Below are 15,925 nucleotides of genomic sequence, written 5' to 3'. Positions count from 1 at the left end.
ATGACCCCGCGGCCCCGGGTCGTGCTGGGGGTGGGCGGCGGGATCGCCGCCTACAAGGCCTGTGAGGTGCTGCGCGGGCTCACCGAGTCCGGGCACGACGTGCGGGTGGTGCCGACCGAGGCCGCGCTGCGGTTCGTCGGCGCCGCCACGTTCGAGGCGCTCTCGGGCAACAAGGTGCACACCGGCGTGTTCTCCGACGTGCCGGAGGTCCCGCACGTCCGGCTCGGCCAGGAAGCCGACCTGGTGGTCGTCGTCCCGGCCACCGCCGACCTGCTGGCCCGCGCCGCCCACGGCCTCGCCGACGACCTGCTGACCGGCACGCTGCTCACCGCGCGCTGCCCGGTGCTGATGGTCCCGGCGATGCACACCGAGATGTGGGAGCACCCCGCCACCCGGGCGAACGTGGCCGCGTTGCGCGGCCGGGGCACCGTGGTGACCGAGCCCGCCAGCGGCAGGCTCACCGGCGCCGACACCGGCAAGGGCAGGCTCGCCGACCCGGCCGAGATCGTCGACCTGGCCAAGCTGCTGCTGCACCGCGCGGACGCGCTGCCCCGGGACATGGAGGGCCTGCGCGTCGTGGTGTCCGCGGGCGGCACCCGCGAGCCCCTCGACCCGGTCCGCTACCTGGGCAACCGCTCGTCGGGCAAGCAGGGCTACGCGCTGGCACGCACCGCCGCCCAGCGCGGCGCCCGCGTGACCTTGGTCTCGGCGCACACCCTCGCGCTGCCCGACCCGGCCGCCGTCGACGTGGTCAAGGTCGGCACCACCGCCGAGCTGCGCGACGCCGTGCACAAGGCCGCCGCCGACGCGGACGTGGTGGTCATGGCCGCCGCGGTGGCCGACTTCCGGCCTGTCACCCGGGCCGAGTTCAAGATCAAGAAGACCGACCGGGACCCGGACCCGATCGGCCTCACCCGCAACCCCGACGTGCTCGCCGAACTGGTCGAGGCGCGCCGGGGCGTGCCGGGGTCCACGCAGACCATCGTGGGGTTCGCCGCCGAGACCGGCGACTCCGGCGCCGACGTGCTCGACCACGCCCGGGCCAAGCTCGCCCGCAAGGGGTGCGACCTGCTGGTGGTCAACGCCGTCGGGGAGGGCAAGGCGTTCGAGACCGAGGACAACGCGGGCTGGGTGCTGGCCGCGGACGGGACCGAACAGCCCATCGCGTTGGGCTCGAAGTCGGCCATGGCGACCGAAGTCTGGGACTCGGCCATGTCTCTTCGTGATCGTTGAGCCGTCCGTAACCCGGACTCAGTAGAGTTGCGCGGACACTGCCGGACAAAGATGTGGTGGGGGTTTTGTCGTGAGTGAGACGGGCCGCAGGTTGTTCACCTCGGAGTCGGTCACGGAGGGGCACCCGGACAAGATCTGCGACGCGATCAGCGACTCCGTGCTCGACGCGCTGCTGTCCAAGGACCCCCGGTCCCGGGTCGCGGTGGAGACGCTGGTGACGACCGGCCAGGTGCACGTGGCGGGCGAGGTGACCACCGAGGCGTACGCCGACATCCCCAGCATCGTGCGGGACGTCATCCTCAAGATCGGCTACGACTCGTCGGCCAAGGGCTTCGACGGCAACTCCTGCGGCGTCAACGTGGCCATCGGCGCGCAGTCCCCGGACATCGCGCAGGGTGTGGACACCGCGCACGAGACCCGGGTGGAGAACGCCTCCGACGAGATCGACCGGCAGGGCGCGGGCGACCAGGGGCTGATGTTCGGCTACGCCTGCACCGACACCCCGGAGCTGATGCCGCTGCCGATCGCGCTGGCGCACCGGCTGTCCCGGCGGCTGACCAAGGTCCGCAAGGACGGCGTGCTGCCCTACCTGCGCCCGGACGGCAAGACCCAGGTCACCATCGAGTACGACCGCGACCGCGCGGTCCGACTGGACACCGTCGTCGTCTCCAGCCAGCACGCCGAGGGCGTCGACCTGGAGAAGCTGCTCGGCGTGGACGTGCGCGAGCAGGTCGTGCTGCCCGAGCTGGCCAACCTCGAACTCGACACCGAGAACGTGCGGCTGCTGGTCAACCCCACCGGCCGGTTCGTCATCGGCGGCCCGATGGGGGACGCGGGCCTGACCGGCCGCAAGATCATCGTCGACACCTACGGCGGCATGGCCCGCCACGGCGGCGGCGCGTTCTCCGGCAAGGACCCGTCGAAGGTGGACCGCTCGGCGGCGTACGCGATGCGCTGGGTGGCCAAGAACGCGGTCGCCGCGGGCTTGGCCGACCGGATCGAGGTGCAGGTCGCGTACGCGATCGGCAAGGCCGCGCCGGTCGGGCTGTTCGTGGAGACCTTCGGCACCGAGAAGCTGGACCCGGCCAAGATCCAGGCCGCGGTGCGCGAGGTGTTCGACCTGCGGCCCGCCGCGATCATCCGCGATCTCGACCTGCTGCGCCCCATCTACGCCCAGACCGCCGCGTACGGCCACTTCGGCCGTCCGGAGCTGGACCTGCCGTGGGAGCGCACGGACCGCGTCGACGCGCTGAAGAAGGCCGTCAACGCCTGATGCGTCGACCTCGTCCCCGACCGGGTACCCGGCCGGGGACGAGGTGCGTCATGGCGCCTACCATCACCGGGGTGCGCCCGAAACGACCCGGTGCGGTGCGGTGGCTCTGGTACGCGGTCGGCGGCACGCTCCCGGACGCCTACCGACCGTGGGTCTTGTGGGACCTGTCCGCCACCACCTGGGTGGTTCGGCATTTCGCCCGGGTGATGGTGTTGTTGCTGCCGGTGTGGCTGGTGCTGCTCGTGCCCGGCCCGCTGTCGCTGCGGCTGTCGATGGTCGCCGCCGGGTACGTGACCGGGCTGTACTTCTCGCTGTCGTTCATGGAGGACGCCTGCGAGCGCAGGCTCGTCCGGCACGGGTACCCCGTGGGCCTCAACCGCCGCATCCGCGAGGAGGCCGAGTCCGGCGACCGGGCGGAGATCGTGGCCATGTACGCCGCCTACCACTCGGACCGGCCGGACTAGGGGTCTGGTAGACCAGCCACCATGGCCGAGCCCGACCCAGACGCGCTCTTCGCCGTCGAGGTCCCGGTGAAGCCCGTCCCGCCGCCGAAGGCGACCAAACCCGCGAAGGGGCGGCCCGCGCAGGCGGAGGACCAGCCGATCGCGCGGGTGTACGTCGACGTGCCGTTGGCGCACCTCGACCGGACCTACGACTACCTCGTGCCCGCTTCGATGGACGCCGACGCGGTGCCCGGGTGCCGGGTTCGGGTGCGGTTCGCCGGGCAGCTCGTGGACGCCTACCTGGTGGCGCGCGGCGACGAGACCGACCACCAGGGCACGTTGGCGTTCCTCGACCGGGTGGTTTCGCCCGAGCCGGTGCTGGCGCCCGAGGTCGCCACGCTGTGCCGGGCGGTGGCCGACCGGTACGCGGGCACGATGATCGACGTCTTGCGGTTGGCCATCCCGCCGCGTCACGCGCGTGTGGAGGCCGAGGAGCCACCCGATCCCGCCGCGCCCCCTATGGCGCCTGATCCGGCCGGTTGGTCGCGATACCCGCGTGGAGCCGCTTTTCTCGAAGCGGTAAGAGCCGGACGACAGGCCCACGCGGTCTGGCAGGCCCTACCGGGTGAGGACTGGCCCGCGCGGTTGGCGGAGGTCGCGGCCACTGCGGCGTCGTCGGGGCGTGGTGCGGTCGTAGTGGTGCCGGATCACCGGGATGTCGCCCGTGTGCACGCGGCCTGTGTGGCGTTGGCGGGCGAAGAGGCCGTGGTTGCGCTGTCGGCTGATTTGGGGCCCGCCAAGCGTTATCGACGTTGGTTGGCGGTGCGGCGTGGTGTGGCGCGGATAGTCGTGGGTACCCGGGCGACCGCGTACGCGCCGGTGGCGGATCCGGGCGTTCTGGTGGTGTGGGACGACGGGGACGACCAGCACTCCGACCCGCGTTCGCCCTACCCGCACGTGCGGGATGTCCTGCTCCAGCGGGCGACGCTCACCGGGGCCGCGCTGGTGGTCGCCGGGTTCGCGCGGACCGCCGAGGCGCAGTTGCTCGTGGACGCCGGATGGGCCCCGGAGATCGTGGCTTCCCGCAACGACGTCCGCGCCGCCGCGCCGCGCGTGACGGCGATCGGCGAACACGACTCCCAACTCGCGCGTGACCCCGCCGCTCGCACGGCCCGCATCCCGTCCGTGGCGTTCGAGGCGGCCCGCACCGCGCTCGCGGCGGGCCACCCGGTGCTGGTGCAGGTGCCCCGACGGGGTTACGTGCCCGGGTTGACCTGTCAAGACTGCCGCACACCGGCCCGGTGCCGCCGCTGCGCGGGCCCACTCGGCATCCCGGCGGGTTCGGAGGTCGCGCGCACACCCGCGTGCCGCTGGTGCGCGGCCGCCGAGGCCAACTTCCGTTGCCAGAACTGCGGTTCCCGCCGCCTGCGCGCGGTGGTGGTGGGAGCGAAGCGGACGGCGGAGGAGCTGGGCCGCGCGTTCACCGGTTTCCCCGTGCGCACCTCGGGGGCCGCCGAGGTGCTCTCCACAGTGGACGCGCGGCCCGCGCTCGTCGTCGCGACCCCGGGCGCCGAACCCGTCGCCGAGGGCGGCTACGGCACCGCTCTCCTGCTCGACGGCTGGGCCCTGCTCGGCCGCGCGGACCTGCGGGCCACCGAGGAGGCCCTGCGCCGCTGGATGACCGCCGCCGCCCTGGTGCGACCGGCGACCGACGGCGGCCGGGTCGTGGTGCTCGCGGATTCGACCGTCACCCCCGTCCAGGCCCTGGTCCGCTGGGACCCGGTCTGGCACGCGGGCGTGGAGTTGGCGGGCCGCACCGAACTCGGCTTCCCCCCGGCCGTCCGCATGGCCGCCATCGACGGCACCCCGGCGGCCGTCGACCGGATGCTCGCCGACCTCCCGCTCCCCCCGACCGGCGAGATCCTGGGCCCCGTCCCCCTCGGACCCCCGGACGCCGACAGCACCCGCGAACGCGCCCTGGTCCGCGTGGACCGCGCCCACGGCCGCGACCTCGCGGCGGTGCTGGCCAAGGCGCAAGGCGTGCGAACCGCCCGGAAAGACCAAGACCCGCTACGCGTCCAGCTGGATCCGCTCGAACTCATCTAGGCGCATGTTGATCAACGCATGCTTCCGGCCCCCGGTATCCACGCTACCGGGCGGGGGCGACGAAACCGGAAGATCAACCGAGTGGCCTGTGGACAACTCGACCGCTCGGCCAGGCTCCACCCGATAGGGCAGGAGCTGTGCACAGGCTTGATCATCATCGGCCCGGACCGTCGGCACCCGCCGGTAGCATGGTCATCGGGGGCCGGAGGCGCGCGCCACCCGTTTTGATCTTGCCGGTTCCGGGCGCGGGCCCGAGGTGCGGGCGCGCGTGTCGAAACGCGTCGCGAGCGAGCGTCGGCCGGGCTCGATCCCGGTCCAGGGCCGCCGGGGCGCGTCGGGGTCGGGCGCGGGTGCATAGACTGGACCGACCGCGACCCTTGACCCTTGATGGGAGACCCGTGACCGTCCAGCCGATCCGGCTCTTCGGCGACCCAGTGCTGCGCACGCCCGCCGCGCCGGTGGTCGACTTCGACAAGGAGCTGCGGAACCTGGTCCGCGACCTGTGGGACACCATGCGCGACCAGGGGGGTGCCGGGCTGGCCGCGCCGCAGTTGGGGGTGGGGTTGCGGGTGTTCACCTACGCCTGCGACGGGGTCGAGGGGCACCTGGTCAACCCGGTGTGGACCGCGGTCGACGACGAGGTCCAGGACGGCCAGGAGGGCTGCCTGTCGATCCCCGGCTTCTACTGGGACTGCCGCAGGCACCGCAACGTCGTCGCGCGCGGGTTCAACGAGCACGGCGAGCCCGTCGAGATCGAGGGGTCCGACCTGCTGGCGCGCTGCCTGCAGCACGAGACCGACCACCTCGACGGCGTCCTGTTCCTCGACCGGCTCGACGACGACACCCGCAAGCAGGCGATGCGCGAGATCCGCCAGTCCGAGTGGTTCGACGGCGGCGTGCCCGTCCTCAAGCAGAGCCCGCACCCGCTGTTCGGGAGCCGCTGATGCGGTTGGTGTTCGCGGGCACCCCGGAGGTCGCGCTGCCGTCGCTGCGGGCGTTGATCGCCTCCCGGCACGAGGTCGCGGCCGTCGTCACCCGACCGGACGCGCCCGCGGGCCGCGGTCAGCACGTCACCCGCTCACCGGTCGGCGCGCTGGCCGACGAGCACGGCATCGAGGTGCTGACCCCGGAGAAGCCCTCCGACCCCGCGTTCCTCGACCGGTTGCGCGAGATCGCGCCGGACTGCTGCCCGGTCGTCGCCTACGGCGCGCTGCTGCGCAAGTCCGCGCTGGAGATCCCGCCGCACGGCTGGGTCAACCTGCACTTCTCCGTGCTGCCCGCCTGGCGCGGCGCCGCCCCCGTGCAGGCCGCGCTCTGGCACGGCGACGAGATCACCGGCGCCAGCACCTTCCGCATCGTCCGCGAGCTGGACGCGGGCCCGGTCTTCGGCGTGCTCACCGAACCCGTCCGTCCGGATGACACCGCGGGCACACTTCTCCACCGCTTGGCGGAGGCGGGCGCCGGTCTCCTGCTGTCTACTGTGGATGGCATCCAGGACGGCGCGCTCACCGCCGTCGACCAACCCGCGGACGGCGTCAGCTACGCGGGCAAGATCGCCGTGGAAGACGCCAAAGTGGACTTCGGGCAACCGGGGCTCGCCGTGGACCGCCGGATCCGCGCCGTCACCCCGGACCCGGGTGCGTGGGCGCTCTTCCGCGGTGAACGGTTCAAGCTCGGCCCGGTCACCCGCGCCGAGTCCGACACCACCCTCGCCCCGGGCGAGGTGCTGGTGGAGCGCAAGCGCGTCCTCGTCGGCACCGCCACCTTCCCGGTGCGGCTCGGCGAGGTCCAGGCACAGGGAAAGAAACGCATGCAAGCCAGCGATTGGGCCCGCGGCACCCGCCTCGAGGCCGGGGAGCGACTGGGATGAACCAGCCAGGACGCCGCCCCCAGCGCCCGTCCCGCCCGCGCCGCGCGCACCCGCCGCGCAGGCCGGACACCCCGGACCGACCGCCGATCGACGACCCGGCCCGCCGCGCCGCGCTCGACACCCTCCGGGCCGTGCGCGCGGACGACGCGTACGCCAACCTCGTGCTGCCCAAGCTGCTGCGCGAGCGCCGGGTCACCGGCCGCGACGCCGCGCTGGCCACCGAACTGGCCTACGGCACCGCCCGCGCCCTCGGCCTCATCGACGAGATCCTCGCCGAGTGCGTCGACCGCCCGCTGTCCAAGGTGGAGCCGGTGCTGCTCGACGCGCTGCGGCTGGGCGCGTACCAGTTGCTGCGCACGCGCGTCCCCGCGCACGCCGCCGTCGCGTCCACTGTGGACCTGGTGCGGCACGACCTCGGGCCGCGCGTCACCGGCTTCGCCAACGCCGTGCTGCGCCGGGTCAGCGAACTCGACGAGCCCGGCTGGATCGCGCGCATCGCGCCGGACCCGGCCGAGGACCGGCTGGGCCACCTCGCCGCGAGCACCGCGCACCCGCGCTGGATCGCCCGCGCCTTCGCCGACGCGCTCGGCACCACCGGCGACGAGCTGGCCGCCGCGCTGCGCGCCGACGATGAACGGCCCGCCGTGCACCTGGTCGCCCGCCCCGGCGAGGTCAGCGCGGACGAGCTCGCCGCGATGACCGGCGGCGACCCGGCCCCGTACTCGCCCTACGGCGTGCGGCTCGAGTCGGGCGCGGGCGACCCGGGCGACCTCGAACCCGTCCGCGAGCGGTTGGCGGGCGTGCAGGACGAGGGCAGCCAGCTGTGCGCGCTAGCCCTCACCCGCCCGTCGGTCGACGGTGCCGACACCCGGTGGCTCGACCTGTGCGCGGGCCCCGGCGGCAAGGCCGCCATGCTCGCCGCGCTGGTCGCCATCAACGGCGGCACCCTGGACGCGGTCGAGAAGGCCCCGCACCGGGGCAAGCTCATCGAGCGGATCACCGAGGGCCTGCCGGTCACCGTGCACGTCGCCGACGGCCGCGAACCCGGCCTCGAAGGCACCTTCGACCGGGTACTCGTCGACGCGCCGTGCACCGGTCTGGGCGCGCTGCGGCGCAGGCCGGAGGCCCGCTGGCGGCGGCAGCCCGAGGACGTCGGCGACCTCACCCGCCTGCAGGCCGAGCTGCTGACCAGCGCCCTCGACCTGGTGCGGCCCGGCGGTGTGGTGGCGTACGTGGTCTGCTCGCCGCACCTGTCGGAGACCGAGGGCGTCGTGTCCACGGTGGTCCGCAAGACCGGCGCGACCATCCTCGACGCCCGCGAGTCCTTCCCTGAGATGCCCGACCTCGGCGACGGCCCGTACGTGCAGCTCTGGCCGCACCGCCACGGCACGGACGCGATGTTCTGCGCCCTGCTCCGCCGGTGATCCTCGGCCTGGTGTCCGCCGCGGCGGCGGGTGTGGACCGGCGGCTGCGCGCCGAACTCGCCGAACCGGCGGCCGCGCGCGGCTGGCGGCTCGCGATCACGTTCACCCCGACCGCCGGGCGCTGGATGGCGGCGGTCGGGGAGACCGAGCGGTTGCAGGCGCTGACGGACCTCCCGGTGCGCAGCGAGCCCCGGTTACCGGGCGAACCCAAGCCGTACCCGGTGCCGGACGCGTTCTTGTTCGTCCCCGCCACGACGAACTCGCTGGCCAAACTGGCCCTGGGCATCGCGGACAACCAGGCACTGACCGCGCTGGGCGAGGCCGTGGGCCTCCCCGGCGTCCCGGTCGTGATCCGGCCGCAGGCGAGTGACGCGCAGCGGGCGCACCCGATGTTCACCGCGCACCTGGACACTCTGCGCGGCGCGGGTTGCCGGATCGCCGACGCGGACCCGTCGGCGCCGTGGGAACCCCTGCTGGACCTGCTCGACAAGCCCGCCCGCGCCTGACCCGCGGCCGGGAGTTGCGGAGGGACGTGTGACCAGGATCGCGGTCATCGGCATGGGCGGCACGATCGCCATGGCGCCGAGCGCGGCGGGCGGTGTGGTGCCCGCCTTCGACGCCGCCGAGCTCATCGCGGCCGTGCCCGGCCTGGCCGAGCTCGACCTGGAGATCACCACCTGCGGGCTGCGGTCGCTGCCCAGCCCCTCGATCGGCTTCGGCGACCTGGTCGCGCTGGCCGGGGCGGTGCGCGCCGAGATCGACGCGGGCGCCGCCGGGGTCGTCGTCACCCACGGCACCGACACGATCGAGGAGACCGCGCTCTTCCTCGACCTCACCGTCGACACCGAGGTGCCGGTGGTGGTCACCGGCGCCATGCGCGCCCCCACCTCGGCGGGCGCCGACGGCCCGGCCAACCTGTACGCGGCCATCCGGGTCGCCGCCGCGCCCGCCGCGCGCGGGCTGGGGGCGCTGGTCGTGATGTCGGACGAGGTGCACGGCGCCCGGTTCGTCCGCAAGGGCCACACCAGCAGCACGGCCGCGTTCGGCTCGCCCGGCTTCGGGCCGATGGGTCTGCTGGTCGAGGGGGAGCCCCGGCTGCGCGGTGTGCCGCGGGTGCCGTTGACGCTGCCCGCGTCGCCCGCCGTCGAGAACCTCCGGGTCGGGCTGATCACCGTGGCGCTCGGGGACGACGGCGAACTGCTGCGGCACGCGGGCGGGGTGTGCGACGGGATCGTGATCGCCGGGCTGGGTGCGGGCCACGTGCCCGCCGCGATGGTGCCCGCGGTCGCGGAGTTCGCCGCGCACGTGCCGGTGGTGCTGTCCTCGCGGACCGGGTCCGGGTCGGTGCTGCGGCAGACCTACGGCTACCCGGGCTCCGAGCGCGACCTGCTCGACCGCGGTCTCGTGCACGCGGGCTTCCTGGACCCGGCCAAGGCAAGGGTCCTGTTGCTCTTGTTGCTCGCCGACGGCGCCGAACGCGAGCGGATCGTCGCCGCGTTCGAGCACTACCGGTAGTCCGGCGACCGCTCTTGACGGTTGGATGTGCGGCATGGACATGGACCACCGCATCGACATAGTCGACCCGGCCATCAACGACTACGTGCTCGCCCACTCGAGCCCCGGCGACGACCTCCTCCGCGACTTGGCCGCGGAGACCGCCGCCGACCACGGCGACGTGATCTCCATGCAGATCTCCCACGAACAGGGCGAGTTCCTGACGATGCTGGCCCGGCTCACCGGCGCCCGGTTCGCGGTCGAGATCGGCGTGTTCACCGGCTACTCGTCGATCTGCATCGCGCGCGGCCTGGCCGAGGGCGGCACGCTGCTGGCCTGCGACGTCAGCGAGGAGTGGACGGCGGTGGCCCGCAAGTACTGGGCCCGCGCGGGCGTGACCGACCGGATCGACCTGCGCCTGGCACCGGCGGTGGAGACCCTGCGGTCCCTGCCCCTGGACCCGGTCATCGACTTCGCGTTCATCGACGCGGACAAGACCGGCTACGCCGACTACTACGAGGAAATCCTGGTGCGACTGCGCCCCGGCGGCCTGATCGTGCTGGACAACATGCTGCAAGAGGGCCGGATCATCGACCCGGCGGCCCAGGACGAGCAGACGCTCGCCATCCGGGCGGTCAACGACATGATCGTGGCCGACGACCGCGTCTCCGCCGTGCTGCTGCCGCTGCGCGACGGCGTGACGCTGGTCCGCAAGCACTAGCGCGGAAGCACCGTTGCGGCCAGGCCGCCGAGGCCCCGGCTCCGGCGGCTCAACTCGTCTCGCCGAGGGCTCGCCGCGCACGTGCCTGCCGTGCGGTGGGGGCTAGAGAGCGAGCCGGGCCCGGAGGTCCGGGTGCCGCAAGACGTCGAGGACCTCCGGCTGCTCCGAGAAGACGTCCGCCGCACCGGGGCGGGTGCTGTAGCGGAGCATCGCCTGGACGACGTCGGCGAAGGGCTGTTCCCGCACGGTGTCGATGACCCGGTCCGCGGTGGCGCGGTCGTCGGTCCGGTGCGCGACGGCCCAGCGCTCGAACAGGAACACCAGGGTCGACCTGGCGTTCTGCCGTCCCCTGGTCAGGATGTCGCGGTTGAGGCCGCAGATGTCGATCGTGCCCGCGCCGCGGTCGGTCAGCGGGTGGTAGCGGCCCAGGGTGAGGGACAGGGCCAGGTGGTCGAAGGGGTCGTCGACGGTGGGGTCCAGCAGCAGCGGCTTGCCGCGGTCGTCGAGGGGGAAGCGGTCACGCTTGTGGTGGCTGTTGCAGGCCGAGCAGGCCAGCAGGTGGTTGCGCCAGGCGAAGGTCAGCAGCGGGGTCAGGGCCACGGGGGAGAAGTGGTCGATGTCGGTGCCCTGGTTGTCGCCGCAGTACATGCAGCGCTCGCGACCGGGGGCGAACCCGCGCAGCGTGGCGCCGACGGCCTGGCGGACCGCCGGTCGGGAGCGCCAGAGGGCGCGGGCCTTCGCGACCTGCTCCTTGCGCCGCGCCGCGCGGATGCCGTCGGTGGCGCGTTGCAGCGAGTCCACCAGGTCGGGGGTGAGCGGCGGGCGGACGAGCTTGATCACCGCTCGTCGGCGATCAGCCGGGCGGCCACCTCGGTGACCCGGGCGGACGGCGAGCTGGTGAGGGTCTGCTTCAGCTCGTGGTAGTCGGCGCGTTCCCGCTCGTCCGCGGTGCCGTCCAGGACCTTGATCTCCAACTCGACCAGGCGGTGGCGCAACCGGATGGCGCGGTGCGAGTAGGCGGTGTCGAGGCCGAACAGGTCCGACAGCACCGCGTCGTCGCCGGTGCCGTAGACGATGCGCTCCCACAGGTCGCCGTCGACGGTCTGCGGGCTGGTGTCCTCGTCGGGGCCGGGGAGGCGGATCAGGCCGGCGGGGTCGGCGGACTGGCAGATGTACGGGCTGTGCGTGGTCACGATGAACTGGATCTGGGGGAAGTGCTGCTTGAGCCACTCCCCGATCCGCTTCTGCCACGAGACGTGCAGGTGCGCGTCGATCTCGTCGATGATGACGACCCCGGGGACGCCGACGACGGTGCCGTCGAGGTGCAGGTCGCCGTAGCTCTCGTAGAGCTGCTTGAGCAGGTCGACCACCAGGGCGACGACCGTGCGGTAGCCGTCGCTCATCTCCCGCAGCGGGAACCGGTGGCCGCCGTCGGAGGAGACCCACAGGCCCTCGGAGTCGACCTCGTTGATGCGGTAGTCGTCGGGCAGCAGCCCGTCGCCGAGGATCTTGAGCGCGGTCTCCTTGAGGTAGCGCGCGCCCTCGCGGCGCTCCAGGGCCCGCAGGTGCTGCTCGATGAGCCACGCGACGCCCTCGGCGAGGGAGGCGTCCTCGTGGAACAGGCTCGCCATCCGCGCGACGCTGCCCGCGCCGAGCATCAACCGCTGCACGTCACCGGTGCCGCCGATCAACCGGCGGAAGGGCCCGTACGCGGCGCAGAACCACCCGGACGGGTTGTCGTGCCACGGCCCGTTGCGGGGCGCGGTCTTGGCCCGCCCGTCCTCACTGTGCTCCTCGAGCGAAGGCTGCACCGGCCGCCGCGCGTGCGCCGTGTCCTCGGCGTCGGGGGCCGCCCAACGCAGACCCGCCCAGAAGGGCCGCTCCGGCGGGCGGCCCTTCTTGAAGCGCTCGAAGTTGAGGTCGAAGGTCAGCTGCACGGCCGCCGTGGCCCCCTGCTGCCCCACCGAGATCCAGTTGTCGAAGTCGGCGACCAACGTCCGCGCCGCCGCGGGCCCCCCGATGGCCAGCGCGATCCCGCGCAACAACGACGTCTTCCCCGAACCGTTGCGGCCCGCGAGGACCGTCCACCCGGCATAGGTGCTGTCGGGCCGCCGCAGGTCGAGCTCGACCGCGCGCCCGCCGTGGAACCCCCGCACGTTGACCAGCCGGACGCGCGACACGTACATGCCCCGACACTATCGCCCACCGGCCCGGATGTCCGGCCCGGATAAACCTGGGGCACGCCTCCGGCCCCCGGTATCCACTTTACTGGCGGTCACCGACAAGTCGCGGCGAAGACGATCAAGCCTGTGGACAACCACCCATGCACATGCGCCGAAGTTGTCCACAGGCCGGTGTCAACGCTTCCGCCGCTTTGCCAACCCCGGGAGAATCGAAGACAGGGGTTCCCCATCGCGGGGGATCCCTCGCGGGCGCAGGGGGTTGGGAAGCCTGGGCCGCAGACCGCGCGGGCCGGGTGTGGGTGTCAGTCGACCGTGGGCAGGTCGAGGTGTTCGCGGAGGGTCGAGCCCGTGTACGAGGTCCGGTAGACCCCGCGTTCCTGGAGTTCCGGGATCAGCCGGTCGACGATCTCCTCCACCCCGGTCGGCAGGCGGTCCGCGCCCAGGATGAAGCCGTCCACGGCGCGGGTTCGGACGTAGTGGGCCCACTCGTCGGCGATGCGGGAGGGGGTGCCGATGAAGTCGTGGCGGGTGGGTTGGACCTGGAGGACCAGTTCGCGGATCGACAGGTTCTTCTCCGCTGCCAGTTCGCGCCACTGGCGGATGCGGTCCAGCTTTCCCGTGCGGTCGGAGATGGTCAGGGTGCCTCGGGACGGGTCGAGTTCCGCTGACGACGGTTCGACGTCCGGTAGCGGCCCGTCCGGGTCGTACGCCGACAGGTCCTTGTCCCAGTACTGCTCCAGGAACCCGATCGCCCGCCGCGGCGTCAGCAACTCCCGCCGCAGCCACTCGGCGCGTTCTTGGGCCTCGGCGTCCGTCGCGCCGAGCACCACCGAGGCGCCCGGCAGGATGCGCAGGGAGTCTGGGGAGCGGCCGTACCCGGCCAGGCGGGATCGCAGGTCCGTCGCGTACGCAAGCGCTTTCGGGTATTCGGTGTTGCCGGAGAACACCGCGTCCGCGTGCCGGGCCGCCAGGTCTCGGCCGCCGGGGGAGTCGCCTGCCTGCAACACCACCGGTCTGGTCCGCGGCACGGTCGGCGTGACGCTCAACTCGACGAGGTCCGTGTGCCGCTCGACCGTCCGCTCCGCCGCCCAGATCTCCTTGGCGGCGGACACGAACTGCTCCGCCCGCTCGTACCGGCGCTCGTGCGGCAGCCACCCGCCGCGGCGGAAGTTCGCGCCCGTCCAGGCGTTGTCGGTCGTCACCACGTTCCACCCGGCTCGGCCGCCGGATAGCACGTCCAAAGTGGCCAGTCGGCGGGCGAGGTCGGCCGGGAAGTTGTACGTGGCGTTCTGCGTCGCCACCAACCCGATGTGCTCGGTCGCCCCCGCCAGCGCCGCGAGCTGGGTGATGGCGTCCGGGCGTCCCGCGACGTCGGTTTCGAGGATCCGGCCGCGGTTCTCCCGCACCCGCAGGCCCTCGCCGAGGAAGAACGCGTCGAACAGGCCGCGCTCCAAGGTCTTGGCCACGGACAGGTAGGCGTCGATCGTGGTGTGGTCGAAGTCGCCCGCTTCCTGCCACAGGTACTGCCCGCCGACCCCGGTGTAGAACAGCCCGAGGTGCAGTTGCGCGTCGCTCACAGCCCGGCCCTCGCGAATCGGTTGACGGGCTTGGGCAGCCCCAGGGTTTCGCGCAGCGTCGGCCGACGCGGCGCCAGGTCGAGCGCGGGCAGCACGTGCCTGGTCAGCACCGGCAGGTCGACCGCCAGCGCCGCCGGGTGCAGCAGAACCCCGTCGACCGACGACGACAGCTCACCCAGCAACTCCACCAACCCGACGGCCGACCCCACGTACCGCGTCCGCGAAGACCCCCACTCGGCCGCGGCGTCCAACGCCGCCAACCGGGACTCCGCCGGGACGTCGGTGTCGAGCACGACCTCCAATTCCGCGAACACCAGCGAATCGGGCCGTGCGCGGCCGACCTCGTCCGCCGGGATCAACGCGATGTCCGCGTCCAGTGCCAGGCCCGCGTCCGCGATCACCACCGGCTGTCCCTGCGGCGGACGTGGCGTGATCAGCGGCCCCTTGACGGTGAACGACGACCCTTCGAAATCCACGTGGTGCACCTTGTCGGCATCAAGGTAGCGCCCAGAAGCGACATCCTTGATGACCGCGTCGTCCTCCCACGAGTCCCACAACGCGCGCACCGCCGCGACCACTTCGGAAGCGGGCCCCTCCTCCAGCCCCACGGTCGCCAGCGCGGCCGGGGACGTCCCCGTGACCACCCACGCCGCCCGACCGCGCGTCGCGTGGTCCAGGCTCGCGATCTGCGCGGCGAGGTGGAACGGCTCGACCGTGGCCGTCGGCACCGCGGGCGCCAACCCGATCGCCGTGGTGCGGGTCGACACGAACGCCGCGCGCCCGACCGACTCCAGCCGCCCCACCGCACCCGCCCGCGGTACCGGTGAATCGGCGAACGTCGCCAGCGCGAACCCGGCGGATTCCGCCGCCAGCACCACGTCCCGGATCGCGGCGGGCCGCAGGTGGTTCGCGGGATCGCCGAACCGCCACGCTGCCGGGTGCGCGCCCGCCCCGTCGGTTTCCAAAGCCAGATGCAGAGCCACAAGGCCTCCCAGAGCCGCTCTTGCTTTCGACACTAACCAGGCCCCCGAGGCCCACCCAGGATGTGGGACGTGCCATGTGGAGGGAATATCGACGAACGGGGTTTGCTTGCACCCGCGGGCGCGTTCGCCCGTGAACCGAGGGGATTGGTGGCACACGTGGGCGAGGAACTCCTGGACAACCCGGCCTGGGCGGCGCTGACCGGTCCGCACCAGTCGATCGCGCGGCGGTACGGCGACGCGGCGGGCTACCCGGACGACGTGTCCCCGTTCCACGCCGTGCCGACCGGTTCCGCCCGGGAGTGGGCCGACCTCGCGGCCATGGCGACGCCGGGCAGCGGGATCGTCGTGCCCGGCGCGACGCAGGCGCCCCCGGGCTGGCCCGCCGCCGAGCTGATCGACGGCGTCCAGATGGTCGACGACGGCGTCACCCCCGCCCCCGACCCCGAGGCGCTGCGGCTCACCGCCGCCGACGTCCCCGAGATGCTCGACCTCGTCGCCCGCACCCAGCCGGGCCCGTTCCGCCCTAGGGCCCGTCCTCAAAGCGGGTGGGCCGGACGTGGTTTGATCTTGTGTCGTGGTGCGCAGGCATGAGCTGACTGACGAGCAGTGGCAGGCGTT

The 15,925-nt window shown here is 73.1% G+C and carries 15 protein-coding genes; 11 read left to right on the top strand and 4 right to left on the bottom strand.

The features are described 5' to 3' along the window. The 10 genes from coaBC (at position 1) to CLV40_RS29530 (ending at position 10,564) form a co-directional block, all read left to right on the top strand. Positions 1-1,233, top strand: coding sequence for a bifunctional phosphopantothenoylcysteine decarboxylase/phosphopantothenate--cysteine ligase CoaBC (gene coaBC, locus CLV40_RS29575; protein WP_181043809.1), 1,233 nt, complete (start codon positions 1-3; stop codon positions 1,231-1,233). A gap of 70 nt (positions 1,234-1,303) precedes the next feature. Further along, positions 1,304-2,506 (top strand): methionine adenosyltransferase, encoded by a 1,203-nt coding sequence (gene metK / locus CLV40_RS29570; protein ID WP_181043808.1) that lies wholly within the window; start codon positions 1,304-1,306, stop codon positions 2,504-2,506. Positions 2,507-2,577: 71 nt separating this feature from the next. Further along, positions 2,578-2,970, top strand: coding sequence for a DUF5313 family protein (locus CLV40_RS29565; protein ID WP_245931646.1), 393 nt, complete (start codon positions 2,578-2,580; stop codon positions 2,968-2,970). Between the two features lie 21 nt (positions 2,971-2,991). Further along, positions 2,992-5,055 carry a primosomal protein N' gene (locus CLV40_RS29560; protein ID WP_104482294.1) on the top strand — a complete coding sequence of 688 codons (2,064 nt, stop codon included), beginning with the start codon at positions 2,992-2,994 and terminating at the stop codon, positions 5,053-5,055. A 398-nt stretch (positions 5,056-5,453) separates the two neighbouring features. Then, complete coding sequence (def, locus tag CLV40_RS29555; RefSeq protein WP_104482293.1) at positions 5,454-5,999, top strand: peptide deformylase; 546 nt, start codon at positions 5,454-5,456, stop codon at positions 5,997-5,999. Then, positions 5,999-6,925 (top strand): methionyl-tRNA formyltransferase, encoded by a 927-nt coding sequence (gene fmt, locus CLV40_RS29550; RefSeq protein ID WP_104482292.1) that lies wholly within the window; start codon positions 5,999-6,001, stop codon positions 6,923-6,925. The genes def and fmt overlap by 1 nt, the downstream gene beginning before the upstream one ends. Continuing rightward, positions 6,922-8,349, top strand: coding sequence for an RsmB/NOP family class I SAM-dependent RNA methyltransferase (locus CLV40_RS29545; protein WP_104482291.1), 1,428 nt, complete (start codon positions 6,922-6,924; stop codon positions 8,347-8,349). Before fmt ends, CLV40_RS29545 begins: the two co-directional genes overlap by 4 nt. Positions 8,350-8,360: 11 nt before the next feature. After that, positions 8,361-8,855: a flavoprotein gene (locus CLV40_RS29540; RefSeq protein ID WP_245931645.1), complete on the top strand. Its 495-nt coding sequence runs from the start codon at positions 8,361-8,363 to the stop codon at positions 8,853-8,855. Positions 8,856-8,883: 28 nt separating this feature from the next. Further along, on the top strand, positions 8,884-9,864 hold the full coding sequence (locus tag CLV40_RS29535; protein ID WP_245931644.1) for an asparaginase: 981 nt from the start codon (positions 8,884-8,886) through the stop codon (positions 9,862-9,864). 34 nt (positions 9,865-9,898) lie between these two features. Continuing rightward, the gene (locus CLV40_RS29530; RefSeq protein ID WP_245931643.1) at positions 9,899-10,564 is read left to right on the top strand and encodes an O-methyltransferase; all 666 of its coding nucleotides are present in this window, start codon (positions 9,899-9,901) and stop codon (positions 10,562-10,564) included. A 102-nt stretch (positions 10,565-10,666) separates the two neighbouring features. Here CLV40_RS29530 and CLV40_RS29525 read toward each other — a convergent pair whose 3' ends face one another. The 4 genes from CLV40_RS29525 to CLV40_RS29510 form a co-directional block, all read right to left on the bottom strand. Further along, positions 10,667-11,404 carry an HNH endonuclease family protein gene (locus CLV40_RS29525; protein WP_219824143.1) on the bottom strand — a complete coding sequence of 246 codons (738 nt, stop codon included), beginning with the start codon at positions 11,402-11,404 and terminating at the stop codon, positions 10,667-10,669. Further along, complete coding sequence (locus CLV40_RS29520) at positions 11,401-12,750, bottom strand: AAA family ATPase (protein ID WP_104482289.1); 1,350 nt, start codon at positions 12,748-12,750, stop codon at positions 11,401-11,403. The genes CLV40_RS29525 and CLV40_RS29520 overlap by 4 nt, the downstream gene beginning before the upstream one ends. 299 nt (positions 12,751-13,049) lie before the next feature. Next, on the bottom strand, positions 13,050-14,324 hold the full coding sequence (locus CLV40_RS29515) for an LLM class flavin-dependent oxidoreductase (RefSeq protein ID WP_181043807.1): 1,275 nt from the start codon (positions 14,322-14,324) through the stop codon (positions 13,050-13,052). Beyond that, on the bottom strand, positions 14,321-15,307 hold the full coding sequence (locus CLV40_RS29510) for an LLM class flavin-dependent oxidoreductase (RefSeq protein WP_245931642.1): 987 nt from the start codon (positions 15,305-15,307) through the stop codon (positions 14,321-14,323). The genes CLV40_RS29515 and CLV40_RS29510 overlap by 4 nt, the downstream gene beginning before the upstream one ends. 156 nt (positions 15,308-15,463) lie before the next feature. On the opposite strand from CLV40_RS29510, the gene CLV40_RS38435 reads away from it, so the two are divergent. Beyond that, positions 15,464-15,898, top strand: a complete 435-nt coding sequence (locus CLV40_RS38435) for a hypothetical protein (RefSeq protein ID WP_181043806.1) — start codon at positions 15,464-15,466, stop codon at positions 15,896-15,898. Positions 15,899-15,925: the final 27 nt, after the last annotated feature.

This window comes from Actinokineospora auranticolor, assembly GCF_002934265.1.
Taxonomy (GTDB): Bacteria; Actinomycetota; Actinomycetes; order Mycobacteriales; family Pseudonocardiaceae; genus Actinokineospora; species Actinokineospora auranticolor.
Note: the sequence above shows the minus strand (reverse complement) of the source record. Positions and strands in the feature narration are given on the sequence as shown.